Annotated in this window: 14 protein-coding genes and 2 tRNA genes; 10 read left to right on the top strand and 6 right to left on the bottom strand. The window is 42.5% G+C overall.

From position 1 onward, the window contains the following. The first annotated feature begins 111 nt into the window (after window positions 1-111). The 3 genes from NBH14_RS02680 (at window position 112) to NBH14_RS02670 (ending at window position 5,639) form a co-directional block, all read left to right on the top strand. A complete protein-coding gene (locus NBH14_RS02680; protein WP_186958840.1) occupies window positions 112-2,508 on the top strand; it encodes an SLBB domain-containing protein in 2,397 nt (798 codons plus the stop codon). Window positions 2,509-2,550: 42 nt separating this feature from the next. After that, window positions 2,551-3,666 (top strand): GNVR domain-containing protein, encoded by a 1,116-nt coding sequence (locus NBH14_RS02675; protein WP_186958841.1) that lies wholly within the window; start codon window positions 2,551-2,553, stop codon window positions 3,664-3,666. Window positions 3,667-3,884: 218 nt separating this feature from the next. After that, window positions 3,885-5,639, top strand: coding sequence for a hypothetical protein (locus NBH14_RS02670; protein ID WP_186958842.1), 1,755 nt, complete (start codon window positions 3,885-3,887; stop codon window positions 5,637-5,639). Between the two features lie 136 nt (window positions 5,640-5,775). Here the strand turns inward: NBH14_RS02670 and makC are convergent, their stop codons facing one another. The 5 genes from makC to NBH14_RS02645 all read right to left on the bottom strand — a co-directional run bounded on the left by makC (window position 5,776) and on the right by NBH14_RS02645 (window position 8,227). Continuing rightward, entirely contained in the window at window positions 5,776-6,189 is a 414-nt protein-coding gene (gene makC / locus NBH14_RS02665; protein WP_186958843.1) for an alpha-pore-forming tripartite toxin MakABE regulator, read from the bottom strand. Window positions 6,190-6,495: 306 nt separating this feature from the next. After that, window positions 6,496-6,567: transfer RNA gene (locus NBH14_RS02660), tRNA-Met, on the bottom strand. A 178-nt stretch (window positions 6,568-6,745) separates the two neighbouring features. Then, the gene (locus NBH14_RS02655) at window positions 6,746-7,060 is read right to left on the bottom strand and encodes a chaperone modulator CbpM (protein ID WP_122328629.1); all 315 of its coding nucleotides are present in this window, start codon (window positions 7,058-7,060) and stop codon (window positions 6,746-6,748) included. A gap of 12 nt (window positions 7,061-7,072) precedes the next feature. Further along, window positions 7,073-7,996 (bottom strand): DnaJ C-terminal domain-containing protein, encoded by a 924-nt coding sequence (locus tag NBH14_RS02650; protein WP_122328628.1) that lies wholly within the window; start codon window positions 7,994-7,996, stop codon window positions 7,073-7,075. A gap of 159 nt (window positions 7,997-8,155) precedes the next feature. Then, window positions 8,156-8,227 (bottom strand) — tRNA-Met (locus NBH14_RS02645). A 151-nt stretch (window positions 8,228-8,378) separates the two neighbouring features. Between NBH14_RS02645 and NBH14_RS02640 the strand changes: the two genes are divergently transcribed. Genes NBH14_RS02640 through NBH14_RS02625 form a run of 4 tightly spaced genes read left to right on the top strand, consistent with a single transcriptional unit; the run spans window position 8,379 to window position 11,369 of the window. Beyond that, the gene (locus NBH14_RS02640) at window positions 8,379-8,972 is read left to right on the top strand and encodes a TetR/AcrR family transcriptional regulator (protein WP_007652508.1); all 594 of its coding nucleotides are present in this window, start codon (window positions 8,379-8,381) and stop codon (window positions 8,970-8,972) included. A gap of 7 nt (window positions 8,973-8,979) precedes the next feature. Beyond that, the gene (locus tag NBH14_RS02635; protein ID WP_007652511.1) at window positions 8,980-9,924 is read left to right on the top strand and encodes a 3-oxoacyl-ACP synthase III family protein; all 945 of its coding nucleotides are present in this window, start codon (window positions 8,980-8,982) and stop codon (window positions 9,922-9,924) included. Between the two features lie 22 nt (window positions 9,925-9,946). Continuing rightward, entirely contained in the window at window positions 9,947-10,693 is a 747-nt protein-coding gene (gene fabG, locus NBH14_RS02630; protein WP_007652512.1) for a 3-oxoacyl-[acyl-carrier-protein] reductase, read from the top strand. A gap of 1 nt (window position 10,694) precedes the next feature. Next, window positions 10,695-11,369 (top strand): RluA family pseudouridine synthase, encoded by a 675-nt coding sequence (locus NBH14_RS02625; protein WP_186958844.1) that lies wholly within the window; start codon window positions 10,695-10,697, stop codon window positions 11,367-11,369. Here NBH14_RS02625 and NBH14_RS02620 read toward each other — a convergent pair. Next, a complete protein-coding gene (locus NBH14_RS02620) occupies window positions 11,355-12,272 on the bottom strand; it encodes a DMT family transporter (RefSeq protein WP_186958845.1) in 918 nt (305 codons plus the stop codon). The two genes, NBH14_RS02625 and NBH14_RS02620, sit on opposite strands and share 15 nt — an antisense overlap. Window positions 12,273-12,517: 245 nt before the next feature. Here NBH14_RS02620 and NBH14_RS02615 point away from each other — a divergent pair, with 245 nt between their 5' ends. The 3 genes from NBH14_RS02615 to NBH14_RS02605 are packed head-to-tail and all read left to right on the top strand — an operon-like array spanning window position 12,518 to window position 16,635. Next, window positions 12,518-13,240: a FadR/GntR family transcriptional regulator gene (locus NBH14_RS02615; RefSeq protein WP_186958846.1), complete on the top strand. Its 723-nt coding sequence runs from the start codon at window positions 12,518-12,520 to the stop codon at window positions 13,238-13,240. A 29-nt stretch (window positions 13,241-13,269) separates the two neighbouring features. Next, entirely contained in the window at window positions 13,270-14,169 is a 900-nt protein-coding gene (locus NBH14_RS02610) for a dihydrodipicolinate synthase family protein (protein WP_186958847.1), read from the top strand. A 30-nt stretch (window positions 14,170-14,199) separates the two neighbouring features. Continuing rightward, window positions 14,200-16,635, top strand: a complete 2,436-nt coding sequence (locus tag NBH14_RS02605; RefSeq protein ID WP_186958848.1) for a sodium:solute symporter family transporter — start codon at window positions 14,200-14,202, stop codon at window positions 16,633-16,635.

Genomic DNA, 16,635 nt, shown 5'->3' with positions numbered 1-16,635 from the left:
ATCCCCCGGCTTCACCGGGGGCTATTCACAATTGAACCCTTCGGGTCCACAATGTCGCTAAATAGCTCATTTCTTTCTAAAATCGAAATAACAACAAAAACAAATAACAATATGAATATCGTAATCAGAAATGTATTATTGGGGGGATTACTGTGGTTGGCGGTTCCGCTAGCTGCACAGGTGCCCCAGGATTTGATTGATAAGGCGAAAGCCGCGGGTATGACGGATGACCAGATTCGCCAGGAGATAAATAAACGGATGGGACAGTCCGGGACGGAACAGGCTACGCGTACAGCATCGGATGCGGTGGTTACAGATCGTACGGTTGCCATTCCGGATGGAAAGGTGATACCTCCTTTGGATGCCCAGCGGGAAGCCAATCGTCCGGTGAGAGACCTAAGCGGAACCGTGTTCGGTCGCGAAATATTTTCAAATAAGAATCTGTCCTTTGAGCCGGATTTGAATGTACCGACTCCCAAAGGATATGTTTTATCAGCTGGAGATGAATTGCTGATCAATGTCTGGGGAGATTCTGAACTGAATCTGAAACTGAAGGTTTCTCCCGAAGGAACGATTCTGATCCCTAATCTGGGACCTGTCTCTGTCAGCGGATTGACAATTGGTGCAGCCGAGAACCGTATCCGACAGGAATTGGGGCGGATCATGTCTACCTTATCGGGAGATACGGACGGGGCTAATACGTTTGTTTCCGTTAGCCTGAGTCAGATACGTAGTATCAAAGTGAATATAGTAGGAGAGGTCGTTGCTCCGGGGACCTATACGCTTCCATCGTTTGCTACTTTGTTTAATGCGTTGTATGCAGCAGGTGGAGTGAATGAGATCGGTTCGCTTCGTGGAATCAAAGTTTACCGGAATAGCAAGGAGGTAGCCAGCCTGGATGTGTACGATTATTTGTTGAACGGTAAATACAATACGAATATCCGTCTGGAAGAGAATGATATGGTGATCGTTTCTCCTTATGACCAACTGGCTGTGGTACAAGGAAAAGTAAAACGTAACCGTATTTTTGAGTTGAAAAAGGGGGAAACGCTCTCACAGTTATTGAATATGGCCGGAGGCTTTACCGGGGATGCGTATAAGAAAGATGTCCGTATCAAGCGAAAAGCCGGTAGCCGTTATCAGATAGCTACTGTTACGGAAGATAAATATCCTACTTTTGCAATGATGGATGGCGATTCTTTGTTGGTGGATTCTGTGATCCCCTTCTATGAAAATCGTCTGACAGTGACAGGAGCCGTTTGGCGTCCGGGAGAATATGAATTGAATGGTACGGTTCATACGGTCCGTCAACTGGTTGATCAGGCAGCCGGTTTGAAAGGAGATGAGTTTGCCGGTCGTGCTCAGATCACCCGTTTGAATCCGGATTTTACAACGACTGTCATAGCCGTAGATATCCGTGGTATCCTGAACGGTACTGCTCCCGATATGGAACTAAAGCCGGAAGATCAACTCTATATCCCTTCTTTCTTTGATTTGAGAGAACCTTATACGATTAAAGTAAGCGGGGCTGTGAATTTTATAGACACAGTTCTTCCTTACCGGAACAATCTGACAGTGGAAGATGCTATTATGATGGCTGGCGGTTTGAAGGAATCGGCTGCAACGGTGAATGTGGAAGTAGCCCGTCGTATTAAGGATACAAAAACGTACGAAAATACTAACCGTACGGCCGAAGTATTCAATTTTGAATTGAATGACAATTTGGGATTGATACCGGTGAATGGAAAAAAAGGGGATACTCTTTTTACGTTGGAACCGTTTGATGAAGTGTATGTACGTTTCTCACCGGGTTATCAGGAACAACAGGTAGTGAAGGTAAATGGTGAGATTACCTTTTCCGGTGATTATGTCCTGGCAGAAAAGAACTCCCGTCTGAGTGATATTATCGCCAAAGCCGGAGGGATAACGCCTGATGCCTATGTAAAAGGAGCAAGCCTGAAACGCCAGTTGACAGAAGATGAGATGCGCCGCCTGGAAACTCTGCTACAACTGAGTTCCAATAAACAGAGCCGTGATTCGGTTGCTTTATCTTTGGAGAACATTAAAGATTATTCAGTGGGTATTGACCTGGAAAAGGCCCTGGCGAATCCGGGGAGTGCGCACGATGTGGTGCTGCGTGACGGAGATGCGCTCTATATTCCTCAGTTGCAGAGTACGGTTAAGATAAATGGTGCCGTAACCTATCCGAACAGCGTGACATATACAAAAGGGATGTCTGTGGGAGATTGCCTGTCGCAAGCCGGTGGCTATAATGATATTGCCCGCAAATATCCGATCGTAATCTATATGAATGGAAAGGTAGCAACGACAAAGAAAAGCTTTATCTTCTTCAAACGTTATCCGAAGGTAGAGCCCGGATGTGAAATTGTCGTTCCGACCAAGACACAGCGCGATCGTAAAACCAGTCTGGCAGAAGTCCTGAGCATAGCTAGTTCGACGACTTCAATGGCAGCCATGGTTACCTCTATCATCAACACGCTGAAATAATTTTCAATTTTCAATCTTTAATTTTCAATTAACAAGGTGGATATGATTCAAATGAACGCTCCTGATATGGATACTAACGAACAGGAGATAGATTTAATAGAGTTGGCTAAACGGCTATGGGGGGAACGCAAGTTCTTGTTCAAATGCTGTGGAGTCGCGATAGTTGTAGGATTGGTGGTTGCTTTCAGCATACCGAAAGAATACAGTACGACAGTAAAGCTGGCACCTGAAACGTCTGATCCGTCCAAGAAGATGGGAAATCTGGGTGGTTTGGCTGCTATGGCAGGGATAAACCTGGGTTCTTCGGCTGGTTCGGACGCCATCTCCCCGGATTTGTATCCGGATGTGGTACAAAGTATTCCGTTTCTGTTGGAGTTGTTTCCTGTACAGGTAGAGAATGAAAAGGGTGATTATTCATCGACATTGTACGAATATATGGATGATCACCAGAAAAGTGCATGGTGGAGTTATGTGATAAAGGCTCCTTTCAAATTACTTGGTTGGGTGAGAGGATTATTCTCAGAAGAAGAACTTTCCGGTGAGGGAGAATTAACATCTTTCCGGTTAACCAGAGAACAGGATGTCGTGATACAAGGATTGCAGAAACGTATCTCTGCCTCTGTGGATAAAAAGACATTAGTAATAACAGTCTCTGTCCAGATGCAGGACCCTTTGATCTCTGCAAGCCTTACTCAGATAGTCGTGGAAAAGCTTCAGGGATACATCACCAATTATCGTACACAGAAGGCCAAGCAGGATCTTGAGTTTACAGAGAAGGTATTTGGAGAAGCTCGTGAGTCTTATTATAAGGCTCAGCGTGCGTATGCCGCCTTTGAGGATGCGAACAAGAACATCATCTCTGCCAGTTACCGCACCGAGCAGGAGCGTCTGAAAAATGAAATGACACTGACTTTCAATGTTTACAATACGTTGGCCCAGAAACTGGAGCAGGACAAACTCCGTGTCCAGGAACAAACCCCGGTCTATACGGTGATCAGCCCGGCAACGGTGCCATTAAAGCCTGCTTCACCTAAAAAGCCACTGATACTTATCGGCTTTGTTTTTCTAGCTCTGTTCGGTGGTATCGGATATTTATTTGTGAAGGATATGTTTGTGAATAACAAACAGGCAGAGGAAGATTGCTTCTCAGTGGAATGAAATAGAATATTTCTTATAATTCAAATTGTATAAAATATAAGCCGGTAAGGGTAATCCTTGCTGGCTTTTTATGTATTTATTTTTTTACGTTCACGTCTTCTGTTTTGTCGTTCACGGTGTGATTTTGGTCGTCTGCAGATAAAATTTTAATCTGTTCTGCTTTTTTTGATATATTTCAAACAAAGTATACGATGGTTTAATTACTAAAACATTCTCCTATGAAAGTTGAAAGACAATATAAGAAATCCTTTTCCCGAACGCTTCAACCTGAACCGGGAAACGGTAGATTAAGTTTTGTGGATCAGAGACAGGGATTGAAGGTAAATAATAATAATCTTGTACAACTTATGAAACAGGCTGATCTGTTTCCTTGGCAGCAGATCTTTATCAATCAACATAAAGAATCAAAGGGGTGGAATGTTGAACGCCTGAACAGATTGATAGAGTGGGCGGCAAAGTATAAGCAAATAACAAGTGTTCTGGGTAAAATGTCATATGGTGAGTGGAATAGTATTCAGGAGGCTTACAAAGATAGTAGTATATTAGGGAATAAAATATATATGCCAGATAAGCAATTGGATCCGGAGCAGAGTCCGCAAGGTAAAAAGCCTACTATGGAAGACCTCAGAGCATACAATTCTTACTGGTCAAAAAAAGCCAACCCTGTTAGCCCGAATCAAAATTTAATTTCTCTTATAACAAATCAGAGAAAATATGAGACAATCATTTCTGCATTAAGTAAAAATGACAGGACCTTTATATTAGATAGCCATAGGACAATGGGGATTGAACTTGAGTTTGCGCAGTATGCCGGTCCGGACTTAGGAGCTCATACAGAACTGGCTGTAAGTAATGACAGTATTTTGCAAAATGTTCCAGGAGAATGGGTACTGGAAACCGATGATAACCAGAAATTAGAGATAGGTGTTCCTCCCATGTATGTTATTGACACGGAAACCGGAGGGATTAATATCGATGTTATATCTTCTATACGTGGAATTGTTAAAACAGCTTTAGAAACTAGCCGGGATAAATATAAAGATGGAGGTACTATTAGTGATTTTGTTGCGGAAATGCCTAATCAGGGATTAGGTAAAAACTGGTCTAAAAAAGCGATGGCACTCAGTTCATTGGCATTTAAAGGACGTACGACTTATACTTATTCTGGCCGTGAAGAGGTTAATCCGGCTTTGGGTCTACATAGTGGAACTGAAAAGAACAAATATATGTATGAGCAAATCAATTTGTCTATGACGGCCGCAGAAATTGCAGAAAATATAGAAAGGCAAAAGATACATGAGAAGGTACTTTCCCCCAGAAGTTATGACTGGCTGAGCAATCTTGCTAATCAGATAAATATTTATCTGGATAGTAAAATGGATAATAAGCACCTTTCGTCAGCTAAAAATCTGTTGTCAAAAGGGCTTGCCGGTATTGGAGCTTTACCAGATATCAGTGCTCATGCTTCAGATGGAGTTGCTTCGTCTGTTAAAGAGATTTTTGGCATTTGGATAAAAGATAATACTCCCAATTTAGTTGTCAGTGCGGCTCTGGATGACCGAAGTGCATGCGAGCAATTATCCGGATTTACAAATGATGTCAAAAAGAGAAAGAAGCCTAGGAGAGCGACCAGGCATACCGCTGATATTTCAGAGATGATAATTGATGCACTTCGTAAATCCAGAAATCAAATTTTTGAAGGTGATGTGTCTGAGAAAGAAAAATTAGCTATTAGAAACGAAGTAAAGGCTACACTGCTTAGAATCCATGCCCTGATTCCGGTTGATCGTTGGATAAGAAACGAATCTGTTCATTATGGGAAAGAGACATTTGATGGAATACATGCAGGACTGGGTGTTCGTAAAGATACTTTTGTCAATATACCTTCCGGAGAAAAACGAAAATTGCATTTGGCTGAAATACGTTCAGATTGGACAATTGATAAATTTACGCAAGACCATAAAACAGAATGACTTTGTTTTTTACGTTCATTCTTATGGTATTAATTATGCCAGCTTGCAGAGAAGTTACAAATAAACAACGGGGATCATCCCAACTGGCAAAGCCAAAGGTATGATCCCTGTTTACAATTTTATTTTGATATATAAATCAAATCACTTTGATATACGGATCAAATGTCATTTCTTTGCCACTCATAGACAATACGCATGCATACTGATAAGTCGTTCTAACTCCTCTGGATTGCATTCTGGCTGTCCAGTACTCGTCATCGATATCCCCCTGCTTTGTAGGAACACAAACTTGTTTGGAGATAATCTCACCAGTAAATTTTACTATCGAAACATTTGTGTTCGGACTGATTGGAACTACTCTCCAATTGATTCTTTGCGTATCATGGCAGGCTGTACCCAGTTCGCAGTGTCCCTGATTCCAAGAGCCCATATACTTGTTTGTATCAACAAGATAGACATTATTACTCAGGTTACCCGATGCCAGCGCACCGACAACATCTACAACAATAAGCACATCAATACTATTGAGTGCATTCACTGAATTATCCATACTCTTTAAGTGTTAGGCTAACCGGAAAGCCGGCAAGCAAAATTAATATTCAAGAATCGTAAAGTACAGCTGTATGGTCCAAATTTAAAGATTAATAATAAACTGTCATCCTAAATCTGGTAGACAACCGGATAAGTTTCCGAACGACATATAATGGCATGTCAATAGTTATTTAAACTCAATGTTTCCTGACAATAAATAGGACACAAGGAAATCTGTGAATAGGGAAAGTCAGTATTCTGTCTTGAAAAAATAAAAGACAATATACATTACATATATTGTCTTTTGTGTCGCTTCTTCAAATTGTTGCGGAGACAGGACTCGAACCTATGACCTTTGGGTTATGAGCCCAACGAGCTACCACTGCTCCACTCCGCGATATAGTTTACAATCATTTCGTGATTGCGAGTGCAAAGGTATGAATTATTTCTTACAATCCAAATTATTTTACAAAAAGTTTTTGCTTTTCTGTTGAAAGCCGGGGAGTAAGGCTTCTTTTAGTAACAAAATGACACATCTACCGGGTTGAATGTAAGGCAGATGTGTCAATTGGATTTTATAATTCATTTTCTTCAAAATCTTTTGCTTCATATACCCGCAACATCTTTTTCAGATGTCCGATTTGCTGTTGCATGGATTTGACACGATTCAGCAGATGGTGGATGGCATCGATTCCTTCGAAATTGATTGAGAGGTCGTAATACATACGTGTATATCTTTCGATATCGTGTAATTGCTCCGCCTGTAAATACTTTTCGCCTTCGATGATACGGATTTCAATGAGTCCGCCTTCTTCCAGCCTGAAGATGAAAGAAGGTTCTATATGACATATCCGGCAATATTCGTTGACTATAATTAAATCTGTTTGCATAGTACTCGTGTTTTATTGATTAAGACTCTGTATTTCGCGGAACAACTCTTTCTGTTTATCCGTCAGATTAGTCGGTATCTCGATGGAGTAGGTGACGATCAGGTCACCAAACTGCCCGTCTTTTTTATAGACAGGGAAACCTTTGCCTTTCAGGCGGACTTTGCTGTTGTTCTGCGTTCCGGCAGCCACTTTCAGTTTTACCTTGCCGTCCATTGTTTCTATTATCTGTTCGCCACCCAGTATGGCGGTGTAGAGGTTTAACGGGGCGGTTATATATAAATCGTCGCCAACCCGTTTGAAGCGGCTGTCTTCTGCTATGCTGAATGTGATGTACAGATCACCGGCAGGTCCGCCGTTTACGCCCGGACCGCCCTGGCCTTTCAGCTTGATGGTCTGTCCGTCTGCGATACCGGCTGGTACGGTTATGCGCAGATTCTTACCGTTGACGGTAATAACCTGTTTGTGTGTTTGGGCTGCATCTGCCAAAGAGACATGCAGTTCTGCATTATAGTCCTGGCCGCGGAAAGCATGGTTGCCTCTGCCACGACCGCCGCCTCCGAACATGGATTCGAAGAAGTCGGAGAAGCCGCTGCCGTCGTCTGAGGCACTCCATTGGGCACCCCCGCCGTTACTGCCTCCAAAGCCGCTAAAACCACCGAAGCCACCCTGATACTGTCCGTATTGGTTCTGCTGAGCTTCGAACTGGTCGGCATGTTTCCAGTTTTCACCGTATTGGTCGTATTTCTTCCGTTTTTCCGGGTCGCTCAGTACTTCATTGGCTTCGTTGATTTCCTGAAATTTCCGGTGAGCATCCGGATCGTTCGGATTCAGGTCCGGATGATATTTACGGGCCAGCTTCTTGTACGCTTTTTTGATGTCGTCCTGTGAAGCGCCTTTGTTCACCCCTAGAATGTTGTAATAGTCTATATAAGCCATATTATTATATTGTTAAGTCTTTTTGTCGGTTGATATCCATACATCTACATTACAATAAACATGCCGGGGCGGAAATTGACGGCTTAAATTTGGCTAATAAAGCTTAGGAAAGATGAAAACGAAAAAGGCCTCCAGTGAATACTGAAAGCCTTTAGATAGTTGCGGAGGCAAGACTCGAACTTACGACCTTTGGGTTATGAGCCCAACGAGCTACCACTGCTCCACTCCGCGATATAGTTTACAATCATTTCGTGATTGCGAGTGCAAAGGTAGGGATTTTCTCTTATAAAACAAATTTATTGCAAGTTTTTTTTAATATACTTGGTAGAACCAATCTTTTTTAGGTACTTTGCGCACAGTTTTAATCAAAATGTGCAATACAATGCCGATGACAGTTTCTAAAACACGCGAAATGTTGGTGGATGTGGCCAGGCAATTGTTTGCCCGCATGGGGGTTGATAATACGACAATGAACGATATTGCACAGGCTTCCCGGAAAGGCAGACGTACGTTATATACGTATTTCAAGAGCAAAAATGAGATTTATCTGGCTGTGGTGGAATCGGAGCTGGACCAGTTATACAAGATGCTGCTTGATGTTGCCGGAAAGGATTTGCCAGCTGATGAGAAGTTGATGACATTCATCTATGCTAGATTGGATGCTATCAAAGCGCTCGTATTTCGTAATGGTACGCTGAAAGCTAACTTTTTCCGTGATATATGGCGCGTAGAGAAGGTTCGTAAGAACTTTGACATACGTGAGACAGAATTATTGAAGGGAATATTGGATGCCGGAGTGAAGGAAGGGATCTTCGCAATGCCTGATACAGAAATAACAGCAGTGGTGCTACATCATGCCTTGAAGGGATTGGAAGTTCCTTATATAAGGGGTATTATGGGAGATAATATCAGCCAGCGGATTAAGCGGAGAGATAATGTAATGAATTTAATATTCAACGGAATAAAGATAAAGTAAACCAGAGATGTTTATTAATGCAACAGGGTTTTATGTGCCTGAAGAACGGGTGCACAACCAACATTTTTTGGAATTAAACGGGTTGACAAGTGAGTGGATTGAACAGCGTACGGGTATTAAGACCCGGTCCAAAGCCAAACCGGAAGAGACAATTTGTACCATGGGAATGGACGCCGTACGTAACGCACTGCCAAAATTACCGTATGACATTACGGAAGTTGATTTGATTATCTCAGCATCCTATTCTCCGTACGATACAGTTGCTACCGCAGCCCATTATACGCAGCGTGAGTTTAATATTACAAATGCGAAAGCGTTGTATTTATCATCTGCCTGTTCCTCTTTTTTAAATGCGCTGGAAGTTGTGGAAGGTTATTTTGCTATGGGAAAGGCTACAAAGGCTTTAATCCTTTCGGCAGATAAAAATTCCGCTTATTATAATGAAACAGATCCGAAAGCCGGTCACCTCTGGGGTGATGCCGCTGCTGCGTTCTTTATTTCAAAGGAACGCGTGACAGAGAAAGATCCGCATATTATTGAAGTGTTTACACAGGGGTTGGGCCATTTGGGGAAAGGTCCTGAAGGTGTGCAGTTGCGTCCCCGTGACGGTGGTATCCAGATGCCGGAAGGTCGCGACGTGTTTATCCAGGCTTGTACCTACATGCCTAAAAATGCAGTCTATTTGTTGGAGAAGAACGGATTTGCGTTGGATGACCTGACTTATTTTATCGGTCACCAGGCGAATATGCGTATCATGTCGAATATTGCCAAGCAGCTGAATTTGCCGGAAGAAAAGTTCCTGCATAATATCGAAGAACTGGGTAATACCGGTTCGGTTAGTTCGGCTTTGGTGTATGCGCAGAATGACCATACATTCAAGAAAGGCGACCTGGTTTGTCTGACCGTCTTCGGCGGCGGATATTCGGCGGGTGCTTGTCTGATACAGTGTTAATATAAACGTAAATAGAAATATTATGAAATTATTAGAAGGAAAAGTTGCCATTGTAACCGGTGCTGCACGCGGTATCGGTAAGGCTATCGCTTTAAAGTTTGCCGCTGAAGGTGCAAATATCGCATTTACAGACCTGGTTATCGACGAGAACGGTGAAGCTACACAGAAAGAAATCGAAGCTTTAGGCGTTAAAGCAAAAGGATATGCTTCTAATGCAGCCAACTTTGAAGAGACTCATAATGTAGTGGCAGAAATCGTGAAAGACTTCGGTCGTATCGATATTCTGGTTAACAATGCCGGTATCACGAAAGACGGCCTGATGATGCGTATGAGCGAAGGCCAGTGGGATGCTGTCCTGAATGTGAACCTGAAATCGGCTTTCAATTTCATCCATGCTTGTACTCCGGTCATGATGAAACAGCGTGCAGGTAACATTATCAATATGTCTTCTGTCGTAGGTGTTCACGGGAATGCCGGTCAGAGCAACTATTCGGCTTCAAAAGCCGGTATGATTGGTTTGGCTAAATCGGTGGCTCAGGAACTGGGTTCACGTGGTATCCGTGCCAATGCAATCGCTCCTGGTTTTATCATTACCGATATGACTGCGAAATTGCCGGAAGAAGTAAGAGAAGAATGGAACAAGAAGATTCCTTTGCGCCGCGGCGGTACTACTGAAGATGTGGCAAATGTCGCTACATTCCTGGCATCTGATTTGTCTGCTTATGTATCCGGACAGGTGATTCAGGTAGACGGTGGTATGAATATGTAATATGGAAGTTATCTACGAAGACAATCATATCATCGCGGTAAACAAAACATGCCGTGAGATTGTACAAGGAGATAAAACCGGTGATACTCCTCTTTCGGAAATGCTCAAGGCGTGGCTGAAAGAGAAGTATTACAAGCCGGGAAATGTGTATGTCGGTGTTACCCACCGGCTGGACCGTCCGGTGAGCGGTGTAGTCCTGTTTGCCAAGACCAGTAAAGCTTTGCCCCGCCTGAACGAGATGTTCCGGGTAGGAGAGGTGAAGAAAACCTATTGGGCCATTGTCAAGAACTGTCCGCCGGCTGAAGAAGGCGAACTGGTGAACTGGCTGGTCCGTAACGAGAAACAAAACAAGAGTTACGCTTATGATACCGAACGTCCGGATTCAAAGAAAGCGATTCTTCATTATAAGGTGATTGCGCATTCGGATAATTATTTCTTATTGGAAATAGACCTGAAAACCGGCCGGCATCACCAGATACGCTGTCAGTTGGCAAAGATGGGGTGTCCGATTAAAGGAGACTTGAAATATGGCGCCGAGCGTTCGAATAAGGATGGCGGTATCAGTCTCCATTCCCGGAGTGCCGAGTTTATCCATCCGGTATCCAAAGAATTGATAAAGATTGTAGCCCCTGTCCCTGACGATAATTTATGGAAAGGTATTTCAGAGGGCCTCTAACTGGGCCCTCGATTTACTTTGTGTTACGATATAAACGCCGGTAAATACCAATGCTACGGCAATCCCTTTCATCACTCCAAAAGTATCCATCCCCCAAAGTACAGCAATCAGTGACGCAACGATTGGTTGTACATAATTATACATACAAGCTACTGTCGGGCGCAACAGGTTTTGTCCGATGGGAATGAACAGGTAAGGCAGGAAAGTTCCTCCCAGTACGACATAAGCGATACCCATATACAATTCTGAAGGAAGATTCAGGAAATCGATACCTGCAATATGGTTGTAGGAGAACGGTATCGTGCAGATGGAAGCGTACGTGAACATCCATTTCATCAATGTGATAGGGGAATATTTGCCTATCAATCCCTTGAACAACACAAAATAAAAAGAGAAACTGAACTGTGCCAGCAGGCAGAGCAGGTCACCCCATATATTGCTGCTTTTACCGCTACCGGCCGCTGCGCTTTGACTGCTCAGAATCAGCAACAAGGCTCCGGCTGCCCCGACAAAGATACCGATTACCTTTTTTCCGGTGACAGGTTCTTTCAGGTAGAATGCTGCAATAATCATAGTAATGATAGGTGTTGTTGTCGTGACTATGGAGGCATTGATAGGCGAGGTCAGGGAAACGCCGAAGATGAATGATCCCTGGTTCAGTACGATTCCCAGTAACGCGGCGAAGAATAGCTTCGCAAGGTCCTGATGGTTGACATGTTCTTTTTTGGTGAAGAATGACGCCAGCCAGAAAACGACAGCCGCTCCCACCATGCGGAAAGTCGTGAGCGACAACGCACTGACCGGACCAGCCATTAATACGGCTTTTGAAACGGGAGACATCAGCCCCCATAATATATTTGCCCCCAGCATAGCCAGATGGCCTTTATAAGCATTTGATTTCATTTTGCCTTTATTAAAACAAAGGCAAAGGTAATGGGTTTTTGGTTTACTGTATTCTTTTGAAAGAATATAAAAATGTAGAGGATGATTTTTATTGATCTGTATTCATTGATATTCAATCATTCACTTGTTTTGTTTTGATTTTTAACAAAATAAATCACTTATAATGCTTGCTAATATTATAATCATCATTTATATTTGTGGGACATATTCAATATGTCATACATATAACACATAATTATAATGCTATGGAATCATTAAAGATTAATACGGAAACTACCACCCTGGTTGATCTGGTAGAAGAGTCTCTTCTTAAATATATTAAGGAGAAGAATTTAAAGCCCGGTGACCGGTTACTTCATGAAGAAGAACTGTCGGAACAACTGGGAGTAGGGCGTAACGTTGTTAGAGAAGCTTTAAGTCGTTTACGTTCATTAGGTATCCTGGATAGCCGTAAAAGAAGAGGGATCGTCCTGCAGGAACCGGACATAAGGAAAAATCTGGAGAAGTTGATCAATCCTCAGATGTTAGGTAGGGATACGATTATCGATCTGCTTGAACTACGGTATACGCTTGAACTGGGAATTATCCCCACTTTGTTGAATCGGATAACAGATAAGGATATTAAAGATCTGGAAAGTATTTTGGCTAAAGAAGTCGTTTTGGGAGAAGTGAGAGTTTCTATGGAAGATGAACTGGAGTTTCATTCCCGGATGTATGCTATTACAGGAAATCAGATTATTATGGACCTACAGCAAATGCTGATCCCTATGTATCGCTATATTCATGACAATTATGATGAGTTTGATGTGTTCAATAAAAAAATAAAGAAGGAGAAACTTCAGGCTTCTCATAAAGATATTCTTCAGGCTTTGAGGAACAGGAATAAGAATGAGTATGAAGAGGTGATCAGGCGGCATTTGATGGCTTATCAGTTGTATATTGAAGAATACAGGAAAATGAGTAGTTGAAATAGATTATCTACCTTAAATGACAAGTTATGGAGAAGACAAAAATTAAAGGGCTTATTGCCGCCACGGTTACACCGATGGAAAAGAATGGAGATATCAACCTCACAGTGATTGATGCTTATGCGGAGCATCTAATTAAACTGGGAGTGGCAGGTGTTTTTGTTTGCGGAACTACGGGGGAAAGTTTGTTCCTGGACACAGAAGAGCGTAAGAAAGTCGCTGAAGCCTGGATGAAGTTTTCCGACCGGCTTAAAATATTGGTTCATGTCGGCAGTACCAGTTACAGGATATCATCGGAGTTGGCTGTTCACGCCGGTCTCATCGGGGCGGATGCTATCTCTGCTATGGGACCCTGTTTTTTACAACCTAACCGGGTAGAGGAACTAGTACAGTTCAATAAACTGATTGCGGAGAAAGCTCCGGAAATACCTTATTATTATTATCATATTCCGACAACCTCGGGGGTGAATATTCATATGCCAGCCTTTTTAGAAAAAGCGGCTTCCGAGATTCCGACATTGAATGGTATAAAATATACCTCCTATAATTCAATGGAAATGCAGGAATGTATAAATTATAATGATAAGATGTTCGATATTTTGCATGGTCATGATGAAACCCTGTTGACCGGGTTGGTTCTGGGAGCAACTGGCGGGATCGGAACTTCTTATAATGTATCTGCTCCGTTATTCAATCAGTTACTTCAGGCATTCAATAAAGGAGAGCTTCAAAAAGCAGTGGATATACAGGCGGATGCAAATAAGTTGATCCGTATTATGGTTAAGTATGTCAATGCTGTTGTAGGTATTAAAGCAATCCTTTCTGTGATGGGGATCGATTGCGGACCTTGCCGTTTACCTTTACAAAATCTCTCTGCTTCGGAAATTAAATCTTTGGAAAATGATTTGAAAACAATCAATTGGCTTTAATGGAGTAATACTAACAAAGAAATTCATAAGATGAAAAAATCTGCTAAAATAATTGTGTTTGTTCTTTTGTCAATCATTCTTTTCGGAGTGAACGCACAGAAGATTCAGGCAGATGTCGTTGATAAAGCCTCTGAATATCTTTTGAAACAAACAGGGGACAGTTCTTTCTGGAATAAGATTCATGCTTTGGAATTCCTTTGTCAGGTTGGCTATAAGCCGCAGGTACAAACTATTTTAAAGAAAGATTTCGAGTATGTCTCTTCTATTCCGGAAAAAAGAATCGGATATTTCAGATGTTGGGCCAATGCTGCGTCGGATGAGAAGGAAAAGGCATCTTATGTCGATAAAATATTGGAGATATACCTCAATCCGGATAGTCCGGATAAGATACATGCAGCGGAAAGTCTGGCAAAATTACGAGTTTCTTTGAAAGAATATCCGACTGTTGTAATAGAAGATGATCCGATCGGTAACGGGTTGTTGCAGGCTTATCTTAAGTGGGGATGTGTTTACAATTCAACATCTTCTATACCGTTAGATTATACGTTGTTGTTTTCAGTTCTTGATTCCGGTAATGAGACGGACCGTAAGGTCATGGCTTACGGTTTAAGTTATATGGGGGTTTTTGATACAATTCACTGGAAAGAAATTGTATCATTGGCTTTGGCAGAACCATTGAGTTCTCCTTGTGGGGCCTTTTTATTACATGGTGCTGTTACGACTTGTCCCGATAAGAACACTTTCAGAGAAGAAATAGGACGGATCAGAATCAAATTGCGTGATCTGGCTGTTACGGGCAGAAAAACAGAACGATATGAGGCTTATGTGGCTTTGGGACAAATAGGTGACCGGGAGGATTGGTCATTCATTACGGATTCGTTTGAAGAAGAAGACGGGGATGACGGTCTGATCAGTGCGGAAGGGTGGAGGGATATACAATCTGCCCGGGCATACGCGATTTTAAAAATGAATGGCGTACAGAAAACTCTGGGATTTACCTGGTTGGATTGGTCGGTTGTCGTAATTTTTCTTTTGTTAATGTTAATGGTTGGATATTCCTCCTCCAAACAGAATAAGACGGCCAGTGATTATGTGCTGGGAGGAAGGTCCATGAATTCCATGATGATCGGGATATCCTTGTTTGCGACTTTGTTGAGTACATTGAGTTACCTGGCTTATCCGGGGGAGATGATCAAATATGGCCCGGTCGTTTTTACGGGACTTGCCGCTTTTCCTGTAGCTAACTGGATTGTAGGTAAATATCTGATACCTCGTTTTATGTCGATGAGGGTAACGAGTGCCTACGAGATTCTAGAGATAAAGTTAGGAAAAGGCACACGTAATCTGGCTACGGTCTTTTTTCTTTCTTTACGGTTCCTTTGGATGTCGACGATAGTATATGCGACAGTCGATTCTGCCCTTATTCCTATATTGGGGCTATCTCAGGAAATGGTTCCGGCTATCAGTATCATACTGGTGTTGATCACAGTTGTCTATACTACGATGGGAGGTTTGAAAGCTGTAGTTATGACGGATGTATTACAAACAACAGTGATGTTCGTCGGTGTTATACTGGCTATTGTGGTTATCGGGTGGAAGGTCGGTTCTGTCGACGCTTTTTTGAATCCGGCCCTGTATGCTCACTGGGAGTCCGTCGATTTTTCTATCGATGCAACGAAAAGAATGACTGTCGGGAATATCTTTATTATGACATTGGTTTGGCAGGTTTGTACGGCAGGGTCGGATCAGATGGCGATTCAACGGTATCTGGCGACTAAGGACGCCCGTACGGCAAGTCGCTCATATAAAATATCATTGGCAGCCTCGTGTGGTATCCAGTTATTACTGGCTGTGGTGGGATTGATGGTCGTGGCCTATTTTACTTATTTCCCGGGACAGATGGTAGAAGGTACTACCATATACCAGGATGCAGATACGCTGTTTCCCCGGTTTATTCTGATCGGGCTGCCGGCCGGTATTACCGGCCTGATCGCTGCTGCTATTATGGCCGCAGCTATGTCGAGTTTGTCTTCCGGTTTAAATTCTTCTTCCACTGTGATTCAGGAGGATATAATCAACCGGGTACGGAAGAAAAAGAGTGATCCTGTTTCTGATTTGAGAATGATAAAGACAATATCCGCTATTTTGGGTATTGTGATCTCCTGTTCCTGTTTCCTGATTTCTTATGTGACGGGAAACTTACTCGATGTTGTGATCAAAGTCGTCAATTTGGTAGTGGCTCCTTTGTTTGTCTTGTTTTTTATGGCCTTGTTTATCCCGTTTGCAACAAACAGAGGGACTGTGATTGCTGGATTGATCTCCCTGCTTACAGCCGTTTTGATTGCATTCTTTGAGATATTCAATATTAAAGTCCTGTGGATTATGCCAGCGGCTTTGATAGTCGGTATTGTTGTTGGTGTTATATGTAGTTATATTGAATCTAAGTTGTTAACTCTAAAAAAGTAA

The organism is Parabacteroides caecihominis (assembly GCF_023656785.1).
Taxonomy (GTDB): Bacteria; Bacteroidota; Bacteroidia; order Bacteroidales; family Tannerellaceae; genus Parabacteroides; species Parabacteroides segnis.
The sequence above is the reverse complement of the archived record's forward strand: the minus strand, read 5'-3'. Positions and strand labels throughout refer to the sequence as shown.

Coding starts and splice junctions, on each gene's coding strand:
- NBH14_RS02680 (WP_186958840.1), top strand. CDS start 112: ATGAATATCGTAATCAGAAATGTATTATTGGGGGGATTACTGTGGTTG.
- NBH14_RS02675 (WP_186958841.1), top strand. CDS start 2,551: ATGATTCAAATGAACGCTCCTGATATGGATACTAACGAACAGGAGATA.
- NBH14_RS02670 (WP_186958842.1), top strand. CDS start 3,885: ATGAAAGTTGAAAGACAATATAAGAAATCCTTTTCCCGAACGCTTCAA.
- makC (WP_186958843.1), bottom strand. CDS start 6,189: ATGGATAATTCAGTGAATGCACTCAATAGTATTGATGTGCTTATTGTT.
- NBH14_RS02655 (WP_122328629.1), bottom strand. CDS start 7,060: ATGCAAACAGATTTAATTATAGTCAACGAATATTGCCGGATATGTCAT.
- NBH14_RS02650 (WP_122328628.1), bottom strand. CDS start 7,996: ATGGCTTATATAGACTATTACAACATTCTAGGGGTGAACAAAGGCGCT.
- NBH14_RS02640 (WP_007652508.1), top strand. CDS start 8,379: ATGCCGATGACAGTTTCTAAAACACGCGAAATGTTGGTGGATGTGGCC.
- NBH14_RS02635 (WP_007652511.1), top strand. CDS start 8,980: ATGTTTATTAATGCAACAGGGTTTTATGTGCCTGAAGAACGGGTGCAC.
- fabG (WP_007652512.1), top strand. CDS start 9,947: ATGAAATTATTAGAAGGAAAAGTTGCCATTGTAACCGGTGCTGCACGC.
- NBH14_RS02625 (WP_186958844.1), top strand. CDS start 10,695: ATGGAAGTTATCTACGAAGACAATCATATCATCGCGGTAAACAAAACA.
- NBH14_RS02620 (WP_186958845.1), bottom strand. CDS start 12,272: ATGAAATCAAATGCTTATAAAGGCCATCTGGCTATGCTGGGGGCAAAT.
- NBH14_RS02615 (WP_186958846.1), top strand. CDS start 12,518: ATGGAATCATTAAAGATTAATACGGAAACTACCACCCTGGTTGATCTG.
- NBH14_RS02610 (WP_186958847.1), top strand. CDS start 13,270: ATGGAGAAGACAAAAATTAAAGGGCTTATTGCCGCCACGGTTACACCG.
- NBH14_RS02605 (WP_186958848.1), top strand. CDS start 14,200: ATGAAAAAATCTGCTAAAATAATTGTGTTTGTTCTTTTGTCAATCATT.